This is a genomic window from Pseudomonas sp. S8 (genome assembly GCF_050473925.1).
Lineage (GTDB): Bacteria > Pseudomonadota > Gammaproteobacteria > Pseudomonadales > Pseudomonadaceae > Aquipseudomonas > Aquipseudomonas parakoreensis.
Map to the genome: position 1 here is coordinate 5,034,350 of NZ_JBFDVZ010000016.1, position 24,022 is coordinate 5,058,371.

The following is a 24,022-nucleotide window of genomic DNA, read 5'->3' on the forward strand; positions in this document are numbered from 1 at the left end:
TTTAGCTTCACTAATTTTGCGAGGGCTTTATGGCTCGTACTACTCCGATTAGTCGCTACCGTAACATCGGTATCGTCGCTCACGTGGATGCTGGTAAAACCACCACCACCGAGCGCGTCCTTTTTTACACTGGCAAAAGTCACAAAATGGGCGAGGTGCATGACGGCGCCGCGACCACAGACTGGATGGTGCAGGAGCAGGAGCGTGGTATTACCATTACTTCTGCTGCCATCACCGCCTTCTGGAAAGGTTCCGAGAAGCAGTATCCTCACGAACACCGCTTCAACGTCATCGATACCCCGGGCCACGTAGACTTCACCATTGAAGTTGAGCGTTCCCTGCGCGTACTCGACGGCGCTGTCGTTGTATTCTGCGGTACTTCGGGTGTTGAGCCTCAGTCGGAAACCGTATGGCGTCAAGCCAACAAATACGGCGTTCCACGTCTTGTTTACGTAAACAAGATGGACCGTGCTGGTGCCAACTTCCTGCGCGTGATCGGTCAGATCAAACAGCGTCTGGGTCACACTCCAGTGCCGATTCAGCTGGCTATCGGTTCGGAAGACAACTTCCAGGGCCAGATCGACCTGATCAACATGCAGGCTGTTTACTGGAACGACTCTGACAAGGGTATGGTTCCTGTTCGCAAGGAAATCCCTGCGGACATGCTCGAGCTGGCTACTGAGTGGCGCAGCAACATGGTTGAGGCTGCGGCCGAAGCCAGTGAAGAGCTGATGAACAAGTACCTGGAAGGCGAAGAGCTGTCGATCGAAGAGATCAAGGCTGCTCTGCGTCAGCGCACTATCGCTGGCGAAATCGTTCTGGCTGTGTGCGGTTCTTCGTTCAAGAACAAGGGCGTTCCCCTGGTTCTCGACGCCGTTATCGACTTCCTGCCTGCTCCAACCGACATTCCTGCGATCAAGGGTTCCAACCCTGATAACGAGGAAGAGGAAATGGAGCGTCACGCAAGTGACGACGAGCCGTTCGCGGCACTGGCGTTCAAAATCGCTACTGACCCATTCGTGGGTACCTTGACCTTCGTCCGTGTTTACTCGGGCGTGTTGAACTCCGGCGACGGCGTGATCAACTCGGTTAAAGGCAAGAAAGAGCGCGTGGGTCGTATGGTGCAAATGCACGCAAACGCCCGTGAAGAGATCAAGGAAGTGCGCGCTGGCGACATCGCGGCCCTGATCGGCATGAAGGATGTCACCACTGGTGAAACCCTCTGCAACGCTGACAAGCCAATCATCCTGGTTCGTATGGACTTCCCGGAGCCGGTTATTTCGGTTGCCGTAGAGCCTAAGACCAAGGATGACCAGGAAAAAATGGGTATCGCACTGGGCAAGCTGGCTCAGGAAGACCCGTCTTTCCGCGTTAAGACTGATGAAGAGACTGGTCAGACGATCATCTCCGGCATGGGCGAGTTGCACCTGGACATCCTGGTTGACCGGATGCGCCGTGAGTTCAACGTCGAAGCCAACATCGGCAAGCCTCAAGTTTCGTACCGTGAGCGCATCACGAAGAACTGCGAAATCGAAGGCAAGTTCGTTCGCCAGTCCGGCGGTCGCGGCCAGTTCGGTCACTGCTGGATCCGTTTTGCTCCTGCTGACGAAGGTCAGGAAGGTCTGCAATTCCTGAACGAAGTAGTAGGTGGTGTGGTTCCTAAGGAATACATCCCGGCTATCCAGAAGGGTATCGAAGAGCAGATGAAGAACGGCGTTGTTGCCGGCTATCCGCTGATCGGCCTGAAGGCTACCGTGTTCGATGGTTCTTACCACGACGTCGACTCCAACGAGATGGCGTTTAAAGTGGCTGCTTCCATGGCGACCAAGCAACTGGCCCAGAAGGGTGGTGGTGAGTTGCTCGAGCCGATCATGGCGGTAGAGGTTGTTACGCCTGAAGACTATATGGGTGATGTGATGGGCGACCTTAACCGTCGTCGCGGCATGATCCAGGGTATGGAAGACACAGTGTCCGGCAAGGTTATCCGTGCCGAGGTTCCACTGGGTGAGATGTTCGGTTATGCGACCGACGTTCGTTCCATGTCCCAGGGTCGCGCAAGCTACTCTATGGAATTCAAAAAATACGATACGGCTCCGTCGCACATCGTCGAATCCGTAACCAAAAAACAAGGCTGATTCAGCCCCTTTAGGCTAGGAGTTAATTGTCGTGGCTAAAGAAAAATTTGATCGTTCCCTACCGCACGTCAACGTTGGCACCATCGGTCACGTTGACCACGGTAAAACCACTCTGACCGCTGCTCTGACTCGCGTCTGCTCCGAAGTTTTCGGTTCGGCCGTAGTTGAATTCGACAAGATCGACAGCGCTCCAGAAGAAAAAGCTCGCGGTATCACCATCAACACCGCGCACGTTGAGTACAACTCGCTGATCCGTCACTACGCTCACGTTGACTGCCCAGGTCACGCTGACTACGTGAAGAACATGATCACCGGTGCTGCTCAAATGGACGGCGCTATCCTGGTTTGCTCGGCCGCTGATGGTCCGATGCCACAAACCCGTGAGCACATCCTGCTGTCCCGTCAGGTAGGCGTTCCGTACATCGTGGTTTTCCTGAACAAGGCTGACCTGGTAGACGACGCTGAGCTGCTGGAACTGGTTGAGATGGAAGTTCGCGACCTGCTGTCCACCTACGACTTCCCGGGCGATGACACTCCAATCATCATCGGTTCGGCTCGTATGGCGCTGGAAGGCAAAGACGACAACGAGATGGGCACCACTGCCGTCAAGAAGCTGGTTGAAACTCTGGACAGCTACATCCCAGAACCAGTTCGTATGATCGACAAGCCATTCCTGATGCCAATCGAAGACGTATTCTCGATCTCGGGTCGCGGTACTGTTGTGACTGGTCGTATCGAGCGCGGTATCGTTCGCGTTCAAGATGCACTGGAAATCGTTGGTCTGCGTGACACCACTACCACCACCTGCACCGGTGTTGAGATGTTCCGCAAGCTGCTCGACGAAGGTCGTGCTGGTGAGAACTGCGGCGTTCTGCTGCGTGGTACCAAGCGTGACGACGTTGAGCGTGGTCAGGTTCTGGTCAAGCCAGGTTCGGTTAAGCCGCACACCAAGTTCACCGCAGAAGTTTACGTTCTGAGCAAGGAAGAAGGCGGTCGTCACACTCCGTTCTTCAAAGGCTACCGTCCACAGTTCTACTTCCGTACTACTGACGTGACTGGTAACTGCGAGCTGCCAGAAGGCGTTGAAATGGTAATGCCGGGTGACAACATTCAGATGACTGTTACCCTGATCAAAACCATCGCGATGGAAGACGGTCTGCGTTTCGCTATCCGTGAAGGCGGTCGTACCGTCGGCGCTGGCGTCGTAGCCAAAATCATCGAGTAATTCTCTTTTATAGAGTCTGCTTGATGAATTGAAAAAGCCCCCGCTCAGCGGGGGCTTTTTTATTGGGTTGACACCTATCTGGGGCGTCTATAGAATTGCGCCTCCTTTTAACGGGCGTATTGCGCCCGGTGGGAATAGCAGCCGGAGTCTGAAATCCAATGCAAAATCAGCAAATCCGTATCAGGTTGAAGGCTTTCGACCATCGCCTGATCGACCAATCAACCCAGGAAATCGTGGAAACCGCGAAACGTACTGGTGCTCAAGTGCGTGGTCCAATTCCACTGCCTACCCGTAAAGAGCGGTTCACCGTTCTGGTTTCCCCGCACGTCAACAAAGACGCGCGTGACCAGTACGAAATCCGCACTCATAAGCGCGTTCTGGACATCGTCCAGCCGACGGATAAAACCGTTGATGCACTTATGAAGCTTGATCTTGCGGCCGGTGTGGAAGTGCAGATCAGCCTCGGCTAAGACTCGGTCTTGGTCGTGTAACGCTCTGAAATGGGCGGCCATAGCGGGTGAAAGCCCCGTACACTCATGAGGTTTACAACATGACTATTGGTGTAGTCGGTCGTAAATGCGGTATGACCCGTATTTTCACCGAAGAAGGTGTCTCCATTCCGGTCACGGTCATTGAGATCGAGCCGAATCGCGTCACCCAGTTCAAAACTGAAGAGACCGATGGCTATCGTGCAGTGCAAGTCACTGTCGGCGAGCGTCGCGCTTCGCGTGTAACAGCAGCTCAGGCTGGCCACTTCGCTAAAGCGAACGTTGCCGCTGGTCGCACCACCATGGAATTCCGTCTTGAAGAAGGCGAGTACCAGGCTGGCGATCTGATCAACGCTGAAATCTTCGCCGCTGGTCAACTGGTTGATGTAACCGGTCAGTCCAAGGGTAAAGGCTTCCAGGGTACGATCAAGCGTTGGAATTTCCGCGGGCAAGATAACACCCACGGTAACTCCGTATCCCACCGCGTCCCAGGCTCTATCGGCCAGTGCCAGACTCCTGGTCGTGTATTCAAGGGCAAAAAAATGTCCGGTCATATGGGCGCTGAGCGCGTGACCGTGCAGTCCCTGGAAGTAGTGCGCGTGGACGCTGAACGCAATCTGTTGTTGGTCAAGGGCGCTGTTCCTGGCGCTACTGGCGGCAACCTGGTTGTACGTCCAGCAGCCAAGGCTCGCGGTTAAGGGGAAGCTGACATGCAATTAAATGTAAATGACGCTCAAGCGATCGAAGTTTCCGAACTGACATTTGGCGGCGAATTCAACGAGACGCTGGTTCACCAAGCAGTCGTGGCCTACATGGCCGGCGGCCGTCAAGGTAGCAAGCAGCAGAAGACCCGTTCCGACGTTCGTGGTGGCGGCAAGCGCCCATGGCGTCAGAAAGGTACTGGCCGTGCTCGTGCCGGTACTATCCGTAGCCCAATCTGGCGTGGCGGCGGTACCACTTTCGCAGCTCGTCCACAAGATCACTCCCAGAAGCTGAACAAGAAGATGTATCGCGCAGCAATGCGTTCCATCCTTGCTGAGCTGGTGCGTACTGATCGTCTGGTCGTGGTTCAGGATTTCGCTGTTGAAACTCCGAAAACCAAAGATCTGCTGGGCAAACTGAACAACATGAGCCTGACCGACGTACTGATCGTGTCGGACGCTGTTGATCAGAACCTGTACCTGGCTGCTCGTAACCTGCCACACGTAGATGTACGTGACGTGCAAGGTTCCGATCCAGTTAGTCTGATCGCATACGACAAGGTGTTGATCACCGTGTCGGCCGTGAAGAAATTCGAGGAGCTGCTGGGATGAACCAGGAACGCGTATTTAAAGTTCTGCTTGGCCCGCACGTTTCCGAGAAGGCTACGGTTCTGGCAGACAAGAAAGGCCAGTTCGTTTTCAAGGTTGCTACTGATGCAACCAAGCTGGAAATCAAGAAGGCCGTCGAAAGCCTGTTCAGCGTGAAAGTAGAGCGCGTCACTACCCTAAACGTTCTGGGTAAGAGCAAGCGCACTGCTCGCGGTCTGGGCAAGCGTAATGACTGGAAGAAGGCAGTTATCTCCCTTCAGCCAGGCCAAGATCTCGATTTCAGCAGCAGTGCTGAGTAAGGAAGGGGTGCATCATGGCAATCGTTAAATGCAAACCGACTTCCCCTGGCCGCCGTTTTGTGGTCAAGGTGGTCAACCAGGAGCTGCATAAAGGCGCTCCTCACGCACCGCTGCTCGAGAAAAAATCGAAGACTGGTGGTCGTAACAACAATGGCCGTATTACCACTCGTCACATCGGTGGTGGTCATAAGCAGCATTACCGTATGGTCGATTTCCGTCGCAACGACAAAGATGGCATCGTCGCCACTGTCGAGCGTATCGAATACGATCCAAACCGTACCGCTCACATCGCACTGCTCTGCTACGCAGACGGCGAGCGTCGCTACATTATCGCCCCTAAAGGCGTGAGTGCTGGCGACCAGCTGATCGCAGGCGCTCTGGCTCCAATCAAGCCAGGTAACGCTCTGCAACTGCGCAACATTCCAGTCGGTTCTACCGTACACGGCATCGAACTGAAGCCAGGTAAAGGCGCACAGATCGCTCGTTCCGCTGGTGCTTCGGCTCAGCTGATCGCTCGTGAAGGCGTGTACGTTACCCTGCGTCTGCGTTCCGGTGAAATGCGTAAAGTCCTGGCTGAATGCCGTGCGACCCTGGGCGAAGTCTCGAACTCCGAGCACAGCCTGCGTTCGCTGGGTAAAGCTGGTGCCAAACGCTGGCGTGGCGTTCGCCCAACCGTTCGTGGTGTTGCCATGAACCCGGTTGACCACCCACATGGTGGTGGTGAAGGTCGTACCTCTGGTGGTCGTCATCCGGTATCGCCATGGGGCTTCCCGACTAAGGGCGCGAAGACTCGTGGTAATAAGCGTACCGACAAAATGATCGTCCGTCGTCGCAAGTAAATAGAGGGATACGACAGTGCCACGTTCTCTGAAAAAAGGTCCTTTTATTGATCTTCACCTACTGAAGAAGATCGAAGTGGCGGCGGAAAAGAACGATCGCAAACCAATTAAGACTTGGTCGCGTCGTTCGATGATCCTGCCACAAATGGTCGGTCTGACCATTGCTGTACACAACGGCCGTCAGCACGTCCCAGTTCTCGTGAACGAAGACATGGTTGGCCATAAACTGGGCGAGTTCGCCGGTACCCGCACTTATCGTGGGCACGTGGCTGACAAGAAAGCCAAGCGTTAAGGGGTAAGGAAATGGAAGTAGCCGCTAAGTTGTCGGGCGCTCGAATCTCCGCCCAGAAAGCCCGCTTGGTCGCCGACCAGATCCGCGGGAAGAAGGTGGGCGAAGCGCTCAACCTGTTGGCTTTCAGCAGTAAGAAAGCCGCCGAGATCATGAAAAAAGTGCTGGAGTCGGCCGTAGCCAACGCCGAGCATAACGAAGGCGCAGACGTTGATGACCTGAAAGTCAGCACCGTTTTCGTCAACGAAGGGCGTTCGCTGAAGCGCATCATGCCACGTGCCAAAGGCCGTGCTGATCGCATCGTCAAGCGGTCTTGCCATATCACTGTCAAGGTTGCTGACAAGTAACGGAGTCGAAGAGATGGGTCAGAAAGTACATCCCATTGGCATTCGCCTGGGAATCGTCAAGGAGCACACCTCCGTCTGGTACGCAGACGGTCGGACTTATGCGGACTACTTGTTCGCAGATCTGAAGGTGCGTGAGTATCTCCAAGACAAACTAAAAAGCGCGTCCGTAAGCCGTATCGATATCCATCGTCCGGCTCAAACTGCACGCATCACCATCCACACCGCTCGTCCAGGTATCGTTATCGGGAAGAAGGGTGAAGATGTTGAGAAACTGCGTCAGGACCTGACCAAGCAAATGGGTGTGCCTGTGCACATCAATATCGAAGAGATCCGCAAGCCGGAGCTCGACGGTATGCTGGTTGCGCAGAGCGTAGCTCAGCAGCTGGAGCGTCGTGTAATGTTCCGTCGCGCTATGAAGCGCGCAGTACAGAACGCCATGCGCATTGGTGCCAAAGGCATCAAAATCCAAGTGAGCGGTCGTCTCGGCGGTGCTGAAATCGCACGTACTGAATGGTATCGCGAAGGTCGTGTGCCACTGCACACCCTGCGTGCCGACATCGACTATGCCAACTACGAAGCTCACACCACTTACGGTGTGATCGGTGTAAAGGTTTGGATCTTCAAAGGCGAAGTAATTGGTGGTCGCCAAGAAGAGCTGAAGCCACAAGCACCAGCGCCTCGTAAAAAAGCTGCTAAGTAAGGGGTACGCCAAATGTTGCAACCTAAGCGTACGAAGTTCCGCAAGCAGATGACCGGCCACAACCGTGGTCTGGCACTGCGCGGTAGCAAAGTCAGCTTCGGCGAGTTCGCGCTGAAGTCTGTTGCTCGTGGTCGTCTCACCGCTCGTCAGATCGAGTCAGCGCGTCGTGCTCTGACCCGTCACGTAAAACGTGGCGGCAAGATCTGGATCCGTGTATTCCCGGACAAGCCGATCTCCAAAAAGCCTCTCGAGGTTCGTATGGGTAAAGGTAAGGGTAACGTGGAATACTGGGTTGCCCAGATTCAGCCAGGCAAAGTCCTGTATGAAATCGAGGGTGTTTCTGAAGAGCTGGCGCGTGAGGCTTTCGCCCTGGCTGCTGCAAAGCTGCCGCTCGCCACCTCCTTTGTTAAACGGACGGTGATGTGATGAAAGCGAATGAACTTCGTGAAAAATCCGCACAGCAGCTGAACGAGCAACTGCTCGGCTTGCTGCGCGACCAGTTCAATCTGCGCATGCAGAAAGCAACTGGCCAGTTGGGGCAGTCTCATCTGCTCTCGCAAGTTAAGCGTGACATCGCTCGCGTGAAGACTGTGCTCAACCAGCAGGCAGGTAAGTGATCATGGCTGAAGCCGAAAAAACTGTCCGTACGCTGACTGGCCGTGTTGTCAGCGACAAGATGGACAAAACCATCACCGTTCTGATCGAGCGTCGCGTTAAGCACCCGATCTACGGTAAATACGTTAAGCGTTCGACTAAGCTGCACGCGCACGACGAAACCAATCAGTGCCACATCGGCGACAAAGTCACTATTCGTGAAACTCGTCCGATGGCCAAGACCAAGTCTTGGGCGCTGGTTGATGTTCTCGAACGCGCTGTGGAAGTCTAAGGGCTAGGGGTCGGAGAAATTATATGATTCAGACTCAATCCATGCTCGATGTGGCCGATAACAGCGGCGCTCGCCGTGTTATGTGCATCAAGGTGCTGGGTGGCTCCCATCGTCGTTACGCTGGTATCGGTGACATCATCAAAGTTACCGTGAAGGAAGCAATTCCTCGCGGTAAAGTGAAAAAAGGCCAAGTGATGACTGCTGTTGTAGTCCGCACTCGTCACGGCGTACGTCGTGCTGATGGCTCCATTATCCGCTTTGATGGCAACGCTGCTGTTCTTCTGAACAACAAGCAAGAGCCGATCGGCACCCGTATCTTTGGGCCAGTGACCCGTGAACTTCGTACTGAGAAGTTCATGAAGATCGTCTCGCTCGCCCCAGAAGTGCTGTAAGGAGATCCGACATGCAAAAGATTCGTCGTGACGACGAGATCATCGTGATCGCCGGCAAAGACAAAGGTAAGCGCGGTAAGGTGCTGAAGGTTCTTGCTGACAACCGTCTGGTTGTTGGTGGTCTGAACCTGGTCAAGCGTCATACCAAGCCTAACCCGATGTCGGGCGTACAGGGCGGTATCGTCGAGAAAGAAGCGCCACTGCACGCTTCCAACGTCGCCATCTTCAACGGCGAAACCAACAAGGCTGACCGCGTTGGTTTCAAAGTAGAAGACGGTAAGAAAATTCGTGTCTTCAAGTCGACCCAAAAAGCGGTTGATGCTTGAACACTGCTAGGTAGAAGACCATGGCACGACTAAAAGAGATTTACCGGAAGGAAATCGCTCCGAAACTTAAGGAAGAACTTAAGCTTTCGAACGTGATGGAAGTTCCGCGCGTTACCAAAATCACCCTGAACATGGGTCTGGGCGAAGCGATCGGCGACAAAAAAGTCATCGAGCACGCTGTTGCTGACCTGGAAAAGATCACCGGCCAAAAAGTCGTTGTGACTTACGCTCGTAAATCCATCGCTGGCTTTAAAGTCCGTGAAGGATGGCCGATCGGCGTCAAAGTGACTCTGCGCCGTGAGCGTATGTACGAGTTCCTGGATCGTCTGCTGTCGATCTCCCTGCCTCGGGTTCGCGACTTCCGCGGCCTGAATGCCAAGTCCTTCGATGGTCGTGGCAACTACAGCATGGGCGTGAAAGAGCAGATCATTTTCCCGGAAATCGACTACGACAAGATCGATGCTCTCCGCGGTCTGGACATTACCCTGACCACCACTGCCAAGAACGATGATGAAGGCCGCGCTTTGCTGCGTGCTTTCAAATTCCCGTTCCGCAACTGATTGGAGTAGGAAAATGGCCAAGAAGAGCATGAAAAACCGTGAGCTGAAGCGTCAGCTCACTGTTGCCAAGTACGCCGTCAAGCGTGCAGCGCTGAAAGCTATCATCGTTGATCTGAACGCAAGTCCAGAAGCGCGTTGGGAAGCGACCGTAGCTCTGCAGAAGCAACCACGTGACGCAAGCGCTTCGCGCATGCGTAACCGTTGCCGCCTGACTGGTCGTCCGCACGGCGTTTACCGCAAGTTCGGCCTGGGCCGTAACAAACTGCGTGAAGCGGCAATGCGTGGTGACGTTCCAGGTCTGGTTAAAGCCAGCTGGTAATCGCTGTCAAAGCCTTGATGGTCGGGGTCGCAAGAACCTGACCATCGGTGGCCTTGAATTTGAATCAAGCCCCTTTTGGGGCTTGATTCATTTCTGGGGTGTGTCTAGAATGACCGGCTCGCCTGAGCCCGTGTTTTTCGTGCCCGGAATTTCTCGGCGACAAGTAGTAGCCGCAAGGCTAATTTTTCTGTATTAGGAGCGTCTAGCCCATGAGTATGCAGGACCCGTTAGCGGACATGCTAACTCGAATCCGTAATGCCCAGATGGCTGAAAAGTCTGTCGTAAGCATGCCGTCTTCCACGTTGAAGGTGGCTGTAGCAAAAGTCCTGAAGGACGAAGGTTACATCGCGGATTTTCAGATCACCACCGACGCTAAGCCGTCGTTGTCCATCTCGCTGAAATACTTCGAAGGCCGTCCGGTCATCGAGGAAGTCAAGCGCGTTAGTCGTCCAGGCCTGCGTCAGTACAAGTCCGTTGAAGATCTGCCGAAAGTTCGTGGCGGTCTTGGCGTGTCTATCGTCTCCACCAACAAAGGTGTGATGACGGATCGTGCTGCGCGCGCTGCCGGTGTCGGCGGCGAAGTTCTTTGCACTGTGTTCTAAGGGGGGATAAGCATGTCTCGCGTCGCTAAGAACCCCGTTAAGCTGCCAGCCGGTGTCGAAGTCAAATTCGCAGGCCAACAGCTTTCGGTGAAGGGTGCCAAGGGTACTCTTGAACTGAACATCCATTCGTCCGTTGAGATCGTTGAAGAAGCTGGTGAGCTGCGTTTCGCTGCTCGCAATGGCGATCAACAGACTCGCGCAATGGCCGGTACCACGCGTGCGTTGGTAAACAACATGGTCCAAGGCGTAAGCCAAGGCTTCGAGCGCAAGCTCCAGCTGGTCGGTGTTGGTTACAAGGCGCAAGCAAAAGGTCAGGTGCTGAACCTGGCTCTTGGCTTCTCGCACCCAGTGGATTACGAACTGCCGCAAGGCATCACCGCTGAGACTCCTAGCCAGACCGATATCCTGATCAAGGGCATCGACAAGCAGCTGGTAGGTCAAGTGGCCGCTGAGATCCGCGACTTCCGTCCACCAGAGCCGTACAAAGGCAAAGGTGTGCGCTACGCGGACGAAGTCGTCCGTCGTAAAGAAGCCAAGAAGAAGTAGGGCATAGCAAATGACCGACAAAAAAGTTACTCGACTGCGTCGCGCTCGCAAAGCACGCCTGAAAATGCACGAACTCGAAGTCGTGCGTCTCTGCGTGTTCCGCTCGTCGCAGCACATCTACGCCCAGGTCATCTCGGCCGACGGCAACAAAGTCCTGGCAAGTGCCTCGACTTTGGATAAAGAACTGCGTGATGGCGCCACTGGCAACATCGACGCGGCCACAAAGGTTGGCCAGCTGGTCGCTACGCGTGCTAAGGCCGCTGGCGTCTCGCAAGTGGCTTTCGACCGCTCTGGCTTCAAGTACCATGGCCGCGTTAAAGCGCTGGCTGATGCTGCTCGTGAAGCTGGGCTGGAGTTCTAAGTTATGTCAAATAACGACCAAAAGCGCGACGAAGGCTACATCGAGAAGCTGGTTCAAGTTAACCGCGTAGCCAAAACCGTTAAAGGCGGCCGTATCTTCACTTTCACCGCGTTGACCGTGGTTGGTGATGGTAAAGGGCGTGTTGGCTTCGGCCGTGGCAAGTCGCGTGAAGTGCCTGCTGCGATCCAGAAGGCAATGGAAGCTGCTCGCCGCAACATGATTCAAGTTGACCTGAACGGCACCACCCTGCAGTACGCAATGAAGTCCGCTCACGGCGCTTCGAAGGTGTACATGCAGCCTGCTTCTGAAGGTACCGGTATCATCGCTGGCGGCGCTATGCGTGCTGTCCTCGAAGTTGCTGGCGTTCAGAACGTTCTGGCCAAGTGCTACGGCTCGACTAACCCGGTAAACGTGGTTCACGCCACTTTCAAGGGTCTGAAGGCTATGCAATCTCCTGAGTCCATTGCTGCCAAGCGTGGCCTGACTGTCAAGGAGATCTTCTGATCATGGCTACCGTTAAAGTTACGCTGATCAAAAGCATGACCGGCCGCATCCCTAACCACAAACTGTGCGTTAAGGGTCTGGGTCTGCGTCGCATCGGTCACACTGTAGAAGTCCAGGATACTCCCGAGAATCGCGGGATGATCAACAAGGCTTACTACATGCTGCGTGTCGAGGGTTAATCGATGAAACTCAATGATCTGAGTCCAGCGCCGGGTTCCCGTCGCGAAAAGCATCGTCCGGGCCGTGGTATCGGTAGCGGTTTGGGTAAGACTGGTGGCCGTGGCCACAAAGGTCAAACCTCCCGCTCCGGTGGCACTATTGCTCCAGGCTTTGAAGGCGGTCAACAGCCGCTGCATCGTCGCCTGCCGAAGTTCGGTTTCGTTTCCCTGAAAGCCATGGATCGCGCAGAAGTGCGTCTGTCCGAGCTGGCCAAAGTGGAAGGCGACATCGTCACCGTGCAGTCCCTGAAAGATGCCAACGTGATCAACGTCAACGTACAGCGTGTGAAAATCATGCTGTCCGGTGAAGTGACTCGCGCTGTCACTATCGGCAAGGGAATCGGCGCCACCAAAGGTGCGCGTGCGGCTATCGAAGCAGCTGGCGGCAAGTTCGAGGAATAAATGGCTAAGCAAGGTGCTCTCTCTGCGCTCGGCAAAGGCGGTATGTCTGAACTCTGGGCTCGTCTGCGTTTTCTGTTCCTGGCGATTATCGTCTACCGAATAGGCGCACACATCCCGGTTCCAGGTATCAACCCGGACCGACTCGCAGACCTGTTTCGACAGAATGAGGGGACCATTCTTAGCTTGTTCAACATGTTCTCCGGCGGCGCGCTGGAACGGATGAGCATCTTTGCACTGGGGATCATGCCGTACATTTCGGCATCGATCATCATGCAACTGATGACCGCCGTCAGCCCGCAGCTGGAGCAGTTGAAGAAGGAAGGTGAAGCTGGCCGTCGCAAGATCAGCCAGTACACCCGCTACGGCACCGTCGTTCTCGCTCTCGTTCAGGCTATTGGCATGTCCATTGGCTTGGCGGGGCAGGGCGTTGCGTTCACTGGTGACTTTGGCTTCCATTTCGTCGCGGTATCCACTTTTGTGGCTGGTGCGATGTTCATGATGTGGCTGGGTGAGCAGATTACTGAGCGTGGTGTAGGCAACGGTATCTCGATGTTGATTTTTTCGGGTATCGTCGCCGGTCTTCCGAGAGCAATCGGGCAGTCTTTCGAGTCTGCGCGTCAGGGTGATATCAATATCTTCGCCCTGGTTGCCATCGGTTTGCTGGCAGTAGCGATTATCGGTTTCGTGGTGTTCATTGAGCGTGGTCAGCGTCGTATCGCTGTTCACTACGCCAAGCGTCAGCAGGGCCGCAAGGTTTTTGCTGCGCAGACAAGCCACTTGCCGCTGAAGGTGAACATGGCCGGTGTTATTCCGGCTATTTTCGCGAGCAGCATTCTGCTGTTCCCGGCTTCGTTGGGTGCCTGGTTTGGTCAGTCTGAAGGTATGGGCTGGTTGCAGGACATCTCGCAGTCGATCGCTCCTGGTCAGCCGTTGAATATTCTGCTGTTTAGTGCAGGGATTATTTTCTTCTGCTTCTTCTATACGGCGTTGATGTTCAATCCGAAAGACGTAGCGGAAAACCTGAAGAAGTCCGGTGCCTTTATTCCGGGCATCCGTCCAGGTGAGCAGTCTGCACGCTATATTGATGGCGTTCTGACTCGCTTGACCATGTTCGGTGCTCTTTACATGACGGCCGTGTGCCTGTTGCCCCAGTTCCTGGTGGTTGCAGCAAACGTTCCGTTCTACCTTGGCGGGACCTCGTTGCTGATCGTGGTCGTGGTTGTGATGGACTTCATGTCCCAAGTACAATCGCACCTCGTTTCGCACCAGTACGAATCCCTGATGAAGAAAGCCAACCTGAAGGGTTACGGCAGCGGCATGTTGCGCTGAGTACCCATAAGGTTCGAGGAGTTGGTGATGAAAGTTCGTGCATCGGTGAAAAAGCTGTGCCGTAACTGCAAGATTATTCGCCGCGAAGGTGTTGTTCGAGTAATTTGCAGCGCGGAACCGCGTCACAAACAGCGCCAAGGCTGAGTGTGATTGTGCTTCAAGCCCGGCAGCTAGTGCGCTGCCGGGTTGATTATTTGTTATTACAGCGATATTATCTCGCGCCCTATTTCTTGGCTTCCGGGGCGTAGGTAGCTGTCAATTGGAGTCCCACTGAATGGCCCGTATTGCAGGCGTTAACATTCCAGATAACAAGCATACTGTTATCTCGCTGACCTACATCTATGGTGTCGGTCGCACTACTGCGCAGAAAATCTGTGCAGACACTGGGGTAAACCCAGCAGCAAAGATCAAAGATCTGAGCGACGAGCAAATTGAACAGCTGCGTGGCGAAGTGGCGAAGTTCACCACTGAAGGTGACCTGCGTCGCGAAATCAACATGAAAATCAAGCGCTTGATGGACCTCGGTTGCTATCGCGGTCTGCGTCATCGTCGCGGTCTTCCAGTACGCGGTCAGCGTACCAAGACCAACGCGCGTACCCGTAAAGGTCCGCGTAAGCCGATCCGCAAGTAATCGCCCCAGCGAATCGACAGGAATTTAATCATGGCAAAACCTGCTGCTCGTCCTCGTAAAAAAGTTAAAAAGACAGTGGTTGATGGCATCGCCCACATCCATGCTTCTTTTAACAACACCATCGTGACCATTACCGACCGTCAAGGTAACGCTCTTTCCTGGGCTACCTCCGGTGGTTCGGGTTTCCGCGGTTCCCGCAAGTCCACCCCGTTCGCTGCTCAAGTAGCTGCTGAGCGTGCTGGTCAAGCTGCGCTGGAATACGGCCTGAAAAACCTCGACGTTAACGTCAAGGGTCCAGGTCCAGGTCGTGAATCCGCAGTCCGCGCTTTGAACGGCTGTGGCTACAAGATCGCCAGCATCACCGACGTGACGCCAATCCCGCACAACGGGTGCCGTCCGCCGAAGAAGCGCCGCGTGTAATCCAGGAGATTGTAAAGAATGGCTCGTTACATTGGTCCAAAATGCAAACTCGCTCGTCGCGAAGGCACCGATCTCTTCCTGAAGAGCGGCGTGCGCGCGATCGAATCGAAGTGCAACATTGAAGCAGCACCTGGTATCCACGGCCAACGCCGCGGTCGCCAGTCCGACTACGGCACCCAACTGCGTGAAAAGCAGAAGGTCCGTCGTATCTACGGCGTTCTCGAGCGTCAGTTCAGCGGCTACTACAAAGAAGCTGCTGGCAAGAAAGGTGCAACCGGTGAAAACCTGCTGCAACTGCTCGAATGCCGTCTGGACAACGTTGTATACCGTATGGGCTTTGGTTCGACTCGTGCCGAATCCCGTCAGCTGGTATCGCACAAGTCGATCAGCGTTAACGGTCAGACCGTAAACGTTCCGTCGTATCAGGTTCGTGCTGGTGACGTGGTCGCAGTTCGCGAGAAAGCAAAAAACCAACTTCGCATTGTCCAAGCTCTCGATCTGTGTGCCCAACGTGGCCGCGTAGAATGGGTAGAAGTAGACACTGAGAAGAAGTCGGGCGTTTTCAAGAACGTTCCTGCTCGCAGTGATCTGTCCGCCGACATCAACGAAAGCCTGATTGTCGAGCTCTACTCCAAGTAAGGGCTAGAAAATAGGTGCATCCATGCAGATTTCGGTAAATGAGTTCCTGACACCCCGCCACATTGATGTGCAGGTTGTCAGTCCAACCCGCGCCAAGATCACTCTCGAGCCTCTCGAGCGTGGTTTTGGCCACACCCTGGGCAACGCGCTGCGCCGCATCCTGTTGTCCTCAATGCCCGGCTGCGCAGTAGTCGAGGCCGAGATTGACGGTGTGCTCCACGAGTACAGCGCCATCGAAGGTGTACAGGAAGACGTAATTGAAATCCTGTTGAACCTTAAAGGTCTGGCCATCAAGCTGCACGGTCGTGACGAAGTTACGCTGACCTTGTCGAAGAAGGGTTCGGGGGTGGTTACCGCTGCCGATATTCAGCTGGATCATGATGTCGAGATCGTTAACCCCGATCACGTAATCGCTAACCTGGCGTCTAACGGCGCCCTGAACATGAAGCTCACCGTAGCTCGTGGTCGTGGTTATGAACCAGCCGACTCGCGTCAGAGCGATGAAGACGAAAGCCGCAGCATTGGTCGCTTGCAGCTCGACTCTTCGTTCAGCCCGGTTCGCCGTATCGCATACGTGGTGGAAAACGCCCGTGTCGAGCAGCGTACCAACCTGGACAAGCTGGTTATTGATCTGGAAACCAACGGTACTCTGGATCCTGAAGAGGCTATCCGCCGCGCTGCAACCATCCTGCAACAGCAGTTGGCTGCGTTCGTCGACCTCAAAGGTGACAGTGAGCCAGTGGTTGTCGAGCAGGAAGACGAGATCGATCCGATCCTGCTTCGCCCGGTTGACGATCTGGAACTGACTGTACGTTCGGCTAACTGCCTTAAGGCGGAAAACATCTACTACATCGGCGACCTGATTCAGCGTACCGAAGTAGAGCTGTTGAAGACTCCGAACCTGGGCAAGAAATCCTTGACTGAAATCAAGGACGTTCTGGCCTCCCGCGGTCTGTCCCTCGGCATGCGCCTCGACAACTGGCCGCCTGCAAGTCTTAAGAAGGACGACAAGGCGACTGCCTGATCGTCGTAATCACCGAACGTAGTGTTTGGTAAGGAATGAACCATGCGTCATCGTAAAAGTGGGCGTCACCTGAGCCGCACCAGCTCGCACCGCAAGGCCATGTTCCAGAACATGGCGGTGTCGTTGTTCGAGCACGAGCTGATCAAGACTACTCTGCCAAAAGCCAAAGAACTGCGCCGCGTTGCCGAGCCGCTGATCACTCTGGCCAAGACAGACAGCCTGGCTAACCGCCGTCTGGCTTTCGACCGTACTCGTTCGAAAGCTATCGTTGGTAAGCTCTTCAACGACCTGGGCAAGCGTTACGCTACCCGTGAGGGTGGCTACCTGCGCATCCTTAAGTGCGGTTTCCGCGCTGGCGACAACGCGCCTATGGCGTACGTCGAGTTGGTTGATCGTGCTACTGCTGGCGAAGCTGTATCCGCCGAGTAAGACGTCAGTCTGAAACGAAAAACCGGGCCTAGTGCCCGGTTTTTTGTGCCCGCAAGAAATGCGCTGTTCGTACAAGCTTCTGACATTGTTGTGTTGCCACTATGTGCAGGGAAACATAATTAGTAATTATCTATCGATGACTGCAAGTTAATGAATTTGTAGGTGTCTCATCGATGATCAATACTTCCCAGCAAGCCGATTAGCCGGCAGTTTCAAGACTGACAGAGGAAGAAGACCGTATGAGCCAGATCAAAACGCTTACGACCGCCAGTGGCGCACCTGTCGCTGATAACCAGAATTCTCGCTCCGCCGGCCCTCGTGGCCCGCTGCTGCTCGACGATTTTCACCTGATCGAGAAGCTTGCCCATTTCAACCGTGAAAACATTCCTGAGCGTCGTGTGCACGCCAAGGGTTCAGGTGCTTACGGTACATTCACCGTGACCCGCGATATCACTGAGTACACCAGCGCCAGACTGTTTGAGTCCGTGGGCAAGCAAACCCCGACGTTCCTGCGCTTCTCCACTGTAGGCGGTGAACGCGGCTCGGCCGACACCGAGCGTGATCCACGTGGTTTCGCCCTGAAGTTCTACACCGAGGAAGGCAACTGGGACATCGTTGGCAACAACACTCCGGTGTTCTTCATCCGTGATCCGCTGAAGTTTCCTGACTTTATCCACACCCAGAAGCGTCTGCCGCAGAGCAACCTGAAAAGCGCGCAAATGATGTGGGACTTCTGGTCGCATTCTCCAGAAGCGCTGCATCAGGTGACCATTCTGTTTTCGGATCGCGGCATTCCCGACGGCTATCGTCATATGCATGGCTTTGGCAGCCACACCTACAGCCTGATCAACGCTCGAGGCGAGCGTCACTGGGTGAAATGGCACTACAAGACCCAGCAAGGGATCAAGAACCTCGCGCCGGCCGAGGCTGCGCGTCTCGCGGGTACCGATCCGGATTACGCTCAGCGCGACCTGTTCGAGGCCATCGAGCGTGGTGACTTCCCGAAATGGCGCGTGTGTATTCAGATCATGACTGAGGCTCAGGCTGCAGCGCACTACGAGAACCCGTTCGACGTGACCAAGACCTGGTCGCAGAAGGAGTTCCCGCTGATCGAAGTCGGCGAACTGGAGCTGAACCGCAACCCGCTGAACTACTTCGCCGAAGTCGAGCAAGCCGCATTCGGTCCAAGCAATATGGTGCCAGGTGTTGGTCTGTCGCCGGATCGCATGCTGCAAGGTCGCGTATTCGCTTACGCCGATGCACATCGCTACCGCGTCGGCACCAACCACCAGCAATTGCCGGTGAATGCGCCGCGCAGCCCGGTCAATACCTACCAGCGCGACGGCTCGATGGCGTTCGGCAGCAACGGTGGTGCAGCGCCTAACTATGAGCCCAACAGCTACGTTGAATCACCGAAGCAGGCGCCGCGTTATGCTGAGCCTTCGTTGGCCTTGAGCGGTCCGGCAGATCGTTACGATCATCGCGAGGACAGCGATTACTACAGCCACGCCGGTGCGTTGTTCCGATTGATGAATGACGAACAGAAAGCGCTTCTGGTCAGCAACATCGCCGGCGCCATGAGCGGTGTTTCACCCGACGTGGTTGACCGTCAGTTGCAGCATTTCTTCAAAGCCGATCCGGCGTATGGAGAAGCAATCGCAAAGCTGCTCGACGTACAGCTTAACGAAGTCTAAACGAGAAGCAGAACCGCCCTCATTGAGGGCGGTTTTTGCGTTATTTAGCCAACTTTTCTCAGAACTTCTTCGCTTTTATTGCGCGAAACGGGTGACCTTCCGGTCAGCTTGGTTCAAACTACAGACTTTCAAGCAGGGAGATGTAGGGCGATGCAAGGCCACCCAGACGTTATCGATTACCTCAACACGTTGCTGACCGGCGAACTGGCCGCGCGTGACCAATATTTTGTTCACTCGCGGATGTATGAGGACTGGGGTTTCACCAAGCTCTACGAACGAATCAACCACGAGATGGAAGAAGAAGCCGGTCACGCCGACGCACTGATGCGCCGGATCCTGATGCTCGAAGGCACGCCGCGCATGCGTCCGGACGATCTCGACGTCGGTACCACCGTGCCGGAGATGCTCGAAGCCGATCTGCGTCTCGAGTACAAAGTTCGCGCCGCTCTGTGCAAAGGCATTGAGTTGTGCGAGCAGCACAAGGATTACGTCAGTCGCGAGATCCTGCGTGTTCAGCTCAACGACACCGAAGAAGATCACACCTACTGGCTGGAAAAGCAGTTGGGCCTGATCAAACTCATCGGTCTCGAGAATTACCTGCAATCGCACACCTGATTGCGCAGACACAAAAAAAGCCCCTGTCACTGTACAAGTGACAGGGGCTTTTTCATGCCCTCAGATCAGGCCCGATCGCGAATCAGCAATGGCTTGAGGTAGTGACCGGTGTGAGATTGCTTCATCTCGGCCACTTCCTCCGGCGTGCCGGTGGCGATGATCTGCCCACCCTTGGAGCCGCCTTCCGGCCCCAGGTCCACCAGCCAGTCGGCGGTCTTGATCACGTCCAGGTTGTGTTCGATCACCACCACCGTGTTGCCGTGGTCGCGCAGGCGATGCAGCACGTCGAGCAATTGCTGGATATCCGCGAAATGCAGGCCGGTGGTCGGCTCGTCGAGGATATACAGGGTCTTGCCGGTATCGCGCTTGGACAGCTCACGAGACAGCTTGACCCGCTGTGCTTCACCACCGGACAGCGTGGTCGCAGACTGCCCGAGCTTGATGTAAGACAGGCCCACATCCATCAACGTCTGCAGCTTGCGCGCCAGCGCAGGCACCGCGTCGAAGAACTCCCGTGCCTCCTCGATAGTCATCTCGAGGGTTTCGTGGATGCTCTTGCCCTTGTATTTGATCTCAAGGGTTTCGCGGTTGTAGCGCTTGCTTTTGCACACATCGCACGGCACGTAGATGTCCGGCAGAAAGTGCATTTCGACCTTGATCAGACCATCGCCCTGACAAGCCTCGCAGCGCCCGCCCTTGACGTTGAACGAGAAACGCCCAGGGCCGTAACCACGGGAGCGTGACTCGGGCACGCCGGCAAACAATTCGCGGATGGGGGTGAACAGCCCGGTGTAGGTCGCCGGGTTGGAGCGCGGCGTGCGGCCGATCGGGCTCTGGTCGATATCGACGACCTTGTCGAGATGCTCCAGGCCCTTGATGCTGTCGTGCGCGGCCGCTTCCAGCGTGGTGGCACCGTTGAGTGCAGTAGCGCTCAACGGGAACAGCGTGTTGTTGATCAGCGTGGATTTGCCGGAGCCGGAAACGCCGGTCACGCAGGTCAGCAGGCCGATCGGGATTTCCAGATCGACATTGCGCAGGTTGTTGCCGCGCGCGCCTTTGAGCGACAGCGTCAGCTTCTTGTTGCGCGGCGTGCGTTTGGCCGGTACTTCGATTTTCACCCGGCCCGATAGGTATTTACCGGTCAGCGAGTCCGGGTGCGCCATGACTTCGGCGGGCGTTCCTTCCGCCACGATCTGCCCGCCATGCACGCCGGCACCCGGGCCGATATCCACCACATAGTCGGCCAGGCGAATCGCGTCTTCGTCGTGCTCGACCACAATCACCGTGTTGCCAATATCGCGCAGATGCTTGAGGGTGCCGAGCAGGCGGTCGTTATCGCGCTGGTGCAGGCCAATGGACGGTTCGTCGAGGATGTACAGTACTCCGACCAGACCGGCGCCGATCTGGCTGGCCAGACGAATCCGCTGTGCTTCGCCGCCGGACAATGTGTCAGCACTGCGGTCGAGAGACAGATAGTCCAGGCCGACGTTGACCAGGAACTGCAGACGTTCGCGGATTTCCTTGAGGATCTTGTCGGCGATCTCACCACGCCGGCCGGTCATTTTCAGCTCGCCGAAGTACTCGCAGGCATCGCCGATCGGCAGGTTGGTCACCGCCGGCAGGGTTTTCTCGCCGACCCAAACGTGCCGCGCTTCACGACGCAGACGGGTACCTCGGCAATCCGGGCAAGCCTGAGTGCTGAGAAACTTGGCCAGCTCTTCGCGGACGCTGGCCGATTCGGTTTCGCGGTAGCGACGCTCAAGGTTAGGCACGATGCCTTCGAACGGGTGCGAACGTTTGACGATGTCGCCGCGGTCGTTGAGGTACTTGAAGTCGACATTCTGTGAGCCGCTGCCGTGCAGGATGTGCTTCTGCTGTTCGGCGGTCAGTTCGTTGAATGGCTTCTCCAGGCTGAACTTGTAATGCGACGCCAGTGAGCCGAGCATCTGGAAGTAATAGACGTTGCGCCGGTCCCAGCCGCGAATCGCGCCCTCGGCCAGGGTCAGTTCACCATTGACCAGGCGCTTGATGTCGAAGAACTGCTTCACGCCCAGACCATCGCAGGTCGGGCAGGCGCCGGCGGGGTTGTTGAAGGAGAACAGCTTCGGTTCCAGTTCGCTGATCGCGTGGCCGCAGATCGGGCAGGCAAAACGCGCGGAGAAGATCATCTCTTCGCCCGGCTCATCGTCCATCGGCGCTACCAAGGCAATGCCGTCCGCCAGCTTGAGAGCGGTTTCGAACGATTCGGCCAGGCGCTGCTGCAGGTCGGCACGGACCTTGAAACGGTCGACGATGACATCGATCGAGTGCTTCTTCTGTTTGTCCAGTTTCGGCAGCTCGTCGAGCTCGCAGATGCGGCCATTGACCCGCGCCCGAACGAAGCCTTGGGCGCGCAGCTCTTCGAACACCGAGAGGTGTTCACCTTTGCGTTCGCGAATAACCGGCGCCAGCAACATCAGCTTGCTGCCTTCCGGCTGCGCCAGCACCAGGTCAACCATCTGGCTGACGGTCTGCGCTTCCAGCGGAATGTCATGATCCGGGCAGCGTGGCGTACCGACGCGTGCATACAGCAAACGCAGGTAGTCGTAGATTTCGGTGATGGTGCCGACCGTGGAGCGCGGGTTGTGCGAGGTCGACTTCTGCTCGATGGAGATGGCCGGCGACAAACCTTCAATGGTGTCGACGTCGGGTTTTTCCATCATCGACAGGAACTGTCGGGCGTAGGCCGACAGGGATTCGACATAGCGGCGCTGACCTTCGGCGTACAGCGTGTCGAAGGCCAGGGACGACTTGCCGGATCCGGACAGGCCGGTGATGACGATCAGTTTGTCCCGTGGCAGGGTCAGGTCGATGTTCTTCAGGTTGTGGGTACGGGCCCCACGTATCAGGATCTTGTCCAAAGTGGCCTCGCTCGGCGGGCGTCGAAAACGTAGGAGTATACGGGCAAATACTGGATGGATGCACACTATCAAACGAAGGGTTTTTTGCCTTGCATGAAGAGAGTTTCATCTATACGCGTCATAGCGTCGCGATATACCCCGTCTTTCGATGGGACTGGTAGAATCGCCGCCGGTTCACACGAGGTTTTTCCATGCACGATCCCCACAGCGAACGCATGAGTGGCAGCGAGACCCGCGCAGCGAGCGGTCTGGCCCTGGTGTTCGCCTTCCGTATGCTTGGCATGTTCATGGTGTTGCCGGTCCTGGCGACCTACGGCATGGACCTGGCGGGAGCGACCCCGGCCCTGATCGGGCTGGCGATTGGCGCTTACGGCCTGACCCAGGCGATTTTCCAGATTCCGTTCGGGATCATTTCCGACCGCATCGGCCGGCGTCCGGTGATTTTCCTCGGGCTGGTGGTTTTCGCCCTCGGCAGTGTGCTGGCGGCTCAGGCCGATTCGATCTGGGGCGTGATTGCCGGACGCATCCTGCAGGGGGCCGGGGCGATTTCTGCGGCGGTGATGGCGTTGCTTTCCGACCTGACCCGTGAACAACACCGCACCAAAGCCATGGCCATGATTGGCATGACCATCGGTCTGTCGTTCGCCGTGGCGATGGTGGTCGGGCCGTTGTTGACCCGGGCCTTCGGCCTGTCCGGACTGTTTCTCGCCACCGGCGGCATGGCGCTGGTCGGCATCCTGATCATTATGTTCATGGTGCCGAAATCCACCGGGCCGCTGAGCCATCGTGAATCCGGCGTAGCGCGTCAGGCCTTGATGCCGACACTCAAGCATCCGGATCTGTTGCGCCTGGACCTCGGCATCTTTGTGTTACATGCCATGTTGATGTCCAGCTTCGTTGCCTTGCCGCTGGCACTGGTGGAAAAAGCCGGGTTGCCCAAGGAGCAGCACTGGTGGGTCTATCTGACCGCGCTGCTGATCTCTTTCTTCGCCATGATTCCGTTCATCATCTACGGCGAGAAGAAACGCAAAATGAAACGAATTTTGCTCGGCGCCGTCCTGACGCTGATGCTCACTGAGCTATTCTTCTGGCAGTTCGGTGACAGCTTGCGGGCGCTGGTGATCGGCACGGTGGTATTCTTCACCGCGTTCAATCTGCTGGAGGCTTCGCTGCCGTCGCTGATCAGCAAGGTTTCACCGGCAGGCGGGAAGGGCACGGCGATGGGCGTGTATTCCACCAGCCAATTCCTCGGTTCGGCACTCGGCGGGATACTCGGCGGCTGGCTGTTTCAGCATGGCGGTCTGTCGGTTGTCTTCCTCGGATGTGCCGGTCTGGCTGCCATCTGGCTGGCCTTTGCTGTTACCATGCGCGAACCACCCTATGTGACGAGCCTGCGCTTGCCGTTGTCGCCCGAGGCGATCCGCGAAGCGGGTCTGGTCGAGCGCCTCAAGGCCCTCGTAGGGGTAACAGATGCAGTGATAGTTGCTGATGAAGCAGCTGTTTACATCAAACTGGACAAAGAATTAGTGGATCGCGACACCCTCGAACGCCTGGTGAACAACCCGGCCGAGGCTGCTTGCGAAGCCTAGGAGA

General features: G+C 56.0%; 34 protein-coding genes. 33 read left to right on the top strand and 1 reads right to left on the bottom strand.

What is annotated here, in order from left to right; all coding sequences use genetic code 11:
- The first annotated feature begins 29 nt into the window (after positions 1–29).
- From fusA to bfr, 32 genes are all read left to right on the top strand, one after another.
- Complete coding sequence (fusA, locus tag AB1J88_RS23800; protein WP_047296931.1) at positions 30–2,135, top strand: elongation factor G; 2,106 nt, start codon at positions 30–32, stop codon at positions 2,133–2,135.
- 31 nt (positions 2,136–2,166) lie between these two features.
- Complete coding sequence (gene tuf, locus AB1J88_RS23805) at positions 2,167–3,360, top strand: elongation factor Tu (RefSeq protein WP_024164425.1); 1,194 nt, start codon at positions 2,167–2,169, stop codon at positions 3,358–3,360.
- 158 nt (positions 3,361–3,518) lie between these two features.
- Positions 3,519–3,830, top strand: coding sequence for a 30S ribosomal protein S10 (rpsJ, locus tag AB1J88_RS23810; RefSeq protein ID WP_003186070.1), 312 nt, complete (start codon positions 3,519–3,521; stop codon positions 3,828–3,830).
- Positions 3,831–3,910: 80 nt separating this feature from the next.
- Entirely contained in the window at positions 3,911–4,546 is a 636-nt protein-coding gene (gene rplC, locus AB1J88_RS23815) for a 50S ribosomal protein L3 (RefSeq protein ID WP_003228738.1), read from the top strand.
- A 12-nt stretch (positions 4,547–4,558) separates the two neighbouring features.
- On the top strand, positions 4,559–5,161 hold the full coding sequence (rplD, locus tag AB1J88_RS23820; protein WP_003228735.1) for a 50S ribosomal protein L4: 603 nt from the start codon (positions 4,559–4,561) through the stop codon (positions 5,159–5,161).
- On the top strand, positions 5,158–5,457 hold the full coding sequence (rplW, locus tag AB1J88_RS23825; protein ID WP_002555488.1) for a 50S ribosomal protein L23: 300 nt from the start codon (positions 5,158–5,160) through the stop codon (positions 5,455–5,457). The genes rplD and rplW overlap by 4 nt, the downstream gene beginning before the upstream one ends.
- A 14-nt stretch (positions 5,458–5,471) precedes the next feature.
- Positions 5,472–6,296 (top strand): 50S ribosomal protein L2, encoded by an 825-nt coding sequence (gene rplB / locus AB1J88_RS23830; protein WP_003228734.1) that lies wholly within the window; start codon positions 5,472–5,474, stop codon positions 6,294–6,296.
- A 16-nt stretch (positions 6,297–6,312) separates the two neighbouring features.
- On the top strand, positions 6,313–6,588 hold the full coding sequence (gene rpsS, locus AB1J88_RS23835; RefSeq protein WP_003228731.1) for a 30S ribosomal protein S19: 276 nt from the start codon (positions 6,313–6,315) through the stop codon (positions 6,586–6,588).
- Positions 6,589–6,599: 11 nt separating this feature from the next.
- Positions 6,600–6,932 carry a 50S ribosomal protein L22 gene (rplV, locus tag AB1J88_RS23840; protein ID WP_003103908.1) on the top strand — a complete coding sequence of 111 codons (333 nt, stop codon included), beginning with the start codon at positions 6,600–6,602 and terminating at the stop codon, positions 6,930–6,932.
- Positions 6,933–6,945: 13 nt separating this feature from the next.
- Positions 6,946–7,632, top strand: a complete 687-nt coding sequence (rpsC, locus tag AB1J88_RS23845; RefSeq protein ID WP_003176422.1) for a 30S ribosomal protein S3 — start codon at positions 6,946–6,948, stop codon at positions 7,630–7,632.
- Positions 7,633–7,644: 12 nt separating this feature from the next.
- Positions 7,645–8,058: a 50S ribosomal protein L16 gene (gene rplP / locus AB1J88_RS23850; RefSeq protein WP_003228729.1), complete on the top strand. Its 414-nt coding sequence runs from the start codon at positions 7,645–7,647 to the stop codon at positions 8,056–8,058.
- Positions 8,058–8,249 carry a 50S ribosomal protein L29 gene (gene rpmC / locus AB1J88_RS23855; protein ID WP_002555481.1) on the top strand — a complete coding sequence of 64 codons (192 nt, stop codon included), beginning with the start codon at positions 8,058–8,060 and terminating at the stop codon, positions 8,247–8,249. The genes rplP and rpmC overlap by 1 nt, the downstream gene beginning before the upstream one ends.
- Positions 8,250–8,251: 2 nt before the next feature.
- Positions 8,252–8,518, top strand: a complete 267-nt coding sequence (gene rpsQ / locus AB1J88_RS23860; RefSeq protein WP_003194644.1) for a 30S ribosomal protein S17 — start codon at positions 8,252–8,254, stop codon at positions 8,516–8,518.
- A gap of 23 nt (positions 8,519–8,541) precedes the next feature.
- Positions 8,542–8,910 (top strand): 50S ribosomal protein L14, encoded by a 369-nt coding sequence (rplN, locus tag AB1J88_RS23865; protein ID WP_002555479.1) that lies wholly within the window; start codon positions 8,542–8,544, stop codon positions 8,908–8,910.
- A gap of 11 nt (positions 8,911–8,921) precedes the next feature.
- Positions 8,922–9,236: a 50S ribosomal protein L24 gene (gene rplX / locus AB1J88_RS23870; protein WP_003186046.1), complete on the top strand. Its 315-nt coding sequence runs from the start codon at positions 8,922–8,924 to the stop codon at positions 9,234–9,236.
- A 20-nt stretch (positions 9,237–9,256) separates the two neighbouring features.
- The gene (gene rplE / locus AB1J88_RS23875) at positions 9,257–9,796 is read left to right on the top strand and encodes a 50S ribosomal protein L5 (RefSeq protein WP_003210069.1); all 540 of its coding nucleotides are present in this window, start codon (positions 9,257–9,259) and stop codon (positions 9,794–9,796) included.
- A gap of 13 nt (positions 9,797–9,809) precedes the next feature.
- Entirely contained in the window at positions 9,810–10,115 is a 306-nt protein-coding gene (gene rpsN, locus AB1J88_RS23880) for a 30S ribosomal protein S14 (RefSeq protein WP_007955639.1), read from the top strand.
- A gap of 209 nt (positions 10,116–10,324) precedes the next feature.
- The gene (rpsH, locus tag AB1J88_RS23885) at positions 10,325–10,717 is read left to right on the top strand and encodes a 30S ribosomal protein S8 (RefSeq protein WP_007966178.1); all 393 of its coding nucleotides are present in this window, start codon (positions 10,325–10,327) and stop codon (positions 10,715–10,717) included.
- Positions 10,718–10,729: 12 nt separating this feature from the next.
- On the top strand, positions 10,730–11,263 hold the full coding sequence (gene rplF / locus AB1J88_RS23890) for a 50S ribosomal protein L6 (protein WP_007966176.1): 534 nt from the start codon (positions 10,730–10,732) through the stop codon (positions 11,261–11,263).
- A gap of 10 nt (positions 11,264–11,273) precedes the next feature.
- Positions 11,274–11,624 carry a 50S ribosomal protein L18 gene (rplR, locus tag AB1J88_RS23895; protein WP_003186037.1) on the top strand — a complete coding sequence of 117 codons (351 nt, stop codon included), beginning with the start codon at positions 11,274–11,276 and terminating at the stop codon, positions 11,622–11,624.
- A 3-nt stretch (positions 11,625–11,627) separates the two neighbouring features.
- Complete coding sequence (gene rpsE, locus AB1J88_RS23900; protein ID WP_003176409.1) at positions 11,628–12,128, top strand: 30S ribosomal protein S5; 501 nt, start codon at positions 11,628–11,630, stop codon at positions 12,126–12,128.
- A 2-nt stretch (positions 12,129–12,130) separates the two neighbouring features.
- The gene (gene rpmD, locus AB1J88_RS23905; protein ID WP_003176408.1) at positions 12,131–12,307 is read left to right on the top strand and encodes a 50S ribosomal protein L30; all 177 of its coding nucleotides are present in this window, start codon (positions 12,131–12,133) and stop codon (positions 12,305–12,307) included.
- A gap of 3 nt (positions 12,308–12,310) precedes the next feature.
- On the top strand, positions 12,311–12,748 hold the full coding sequence (gene rplO, locus AB1J88_RS23910) for a 50S ribosomal protein L15 (RefSeq protein ID WP_003228720.1): 438 nt from the start codon (positions 12,311–12,313) through the stop codon (positions 12,746–12,748).
- Positions 12,749–14,077: a preprotein translocase subunit SecY gene (secY, locus tag AB1J88_RS23915; protein WP_003228718.1), complete on the top strand. Its 1,329-nt coding sequence runs from the start codon at positions 12,749–12,751 to the stop codon at positions 14,075–14,077.
- A 27-nt stretch (positions 14,078–14,104) separates the two neighbouring features.
- Positions 14,105–14,221, top strand: a complete 117-nt coding sequence (rpmJ, locus tag AB1J88_RS23920; RefSeq protein WP_002555468.1) for a 50S ribosomal protein L36 — start codon at positions 14,105–14,107, stop codon at positions 14,219–14,221.
- A 130-nt stretch (positions 14,222–14,351) separates the two neighbouring features.
- Positions 14,352–14,708: a 30S ribosomal protein S13 gene (rpsM, locus tag AB1J88_RS23925; RefSeq protein ID WP_008374135.1), complete on the top strand. Its 357-nt coding sequence runs from the start codon at positions 14,352–14,354 to the stop codon at positions 14,706–14,708.
- 30 nt (positions 14,709–14,738) lie between these two features.
- Entirely contained in the window at positions 14,739–15,128 is a 390-nt protein-coding gene (gene rpsK, locus AB1J88_RS23930; protein ID WP_002555466.1) for a 30S ribosomal protein S11, read from the top strand.
- An 18-nt stretch (positions 15,129–15,146) separates the two neighbouring features.
- A complete protein-coding gene (gene rpsD / locus AB1J88_RS23935) occupies positions 15,147–15,767 on the top strand; it encodes a 30S ribosomal protein S4 (RefSeq protein WP_003176404.1) in 621 nt (206 codons plus the stop codon).
- A gap of 22 nt (positions 15,768–15,789) precedes the next feature.
- On the top strand, positions 15,790–16,791 hold the full coding sequence (locus tag AB1J88_RS23940) for a DNA-directed RNA polymerase subunit alpha (RefSeq protein WP_003186012.1): 1,002 nt from the start codon (positions 15,790–15,792) through the stop codon (positions 16,789–16,791).
- 42 nt (positions 16,792–16,833) lie between these two features.
- Positions 16,834–17,220: a 50S ribosomal protein L17 gene (gene rplQ, locus AB1J88_RS23945; protein ID WP_003176402.1), complete on the top strand. Its 387-nt coding sequence runs from the start codon at positions 16,834–16,836 to the stop codon at positions 17,218–17,220.
- Positions 17,221–17,459: 239 nt separating this feature from the next.
- Positions 17,460–18,914, top strand: coding sequence for a catalase (locus AB1J88_RS23950; RefSeq protein ID WP_430292101.1), 1,455 nt, complete (start codon positions 17,460–17,462; stop codon positions 18,912–18,914).
- A gap of 150 nt (positions 18,915–19,064) precedes the next feature.
- The gene (gene bfr / locus AB1J88_RS23955) at positions 19,065–19,529 is read left to right on the top strand and encodes a bacterioferritin (protein WP_003228714.1); all 465 of its coding nucleotides are present in this window, start codon (positions 19,065–19,067) and stop codon (positions 19,527–19,529) included.
- 65 nt (positions 19,530–19,594) lie between these two features.
- Here bfr and uvrA read toward each other — a convergent pair whose 3' ends face one another.
- Positions 19,595–22,429, bottom strand: coding sequence for an excinuclease ABC subunit UvrA (gene uvrA / locus AB1J88_RS23960; RefSeq protein WP_003228713.1), 2,835 nt, complete (start codon positions 22,427–22,429; stop codon positions 19,595–19,597).
- 191 nt (positions 22,430–22,620) lie between these two features.
- Between uvrA and AB1J88_RS23965 the strand changes: the two genes are divergently transcribed.
- Positions 22,621–24,018 (top strand): MFS transporter, encoded by a 1,398-nt coding sequence (locus AB1J88_RS23965; RefSeq protein ID WP_086794949.1) that lies wholly within the window; start codon positions 22,621–22,623, stop codon positions 24,016–24,018.
- The last annotated feature ends 4 nt before the right edge of the window (positions 24,019–24,022 follow it).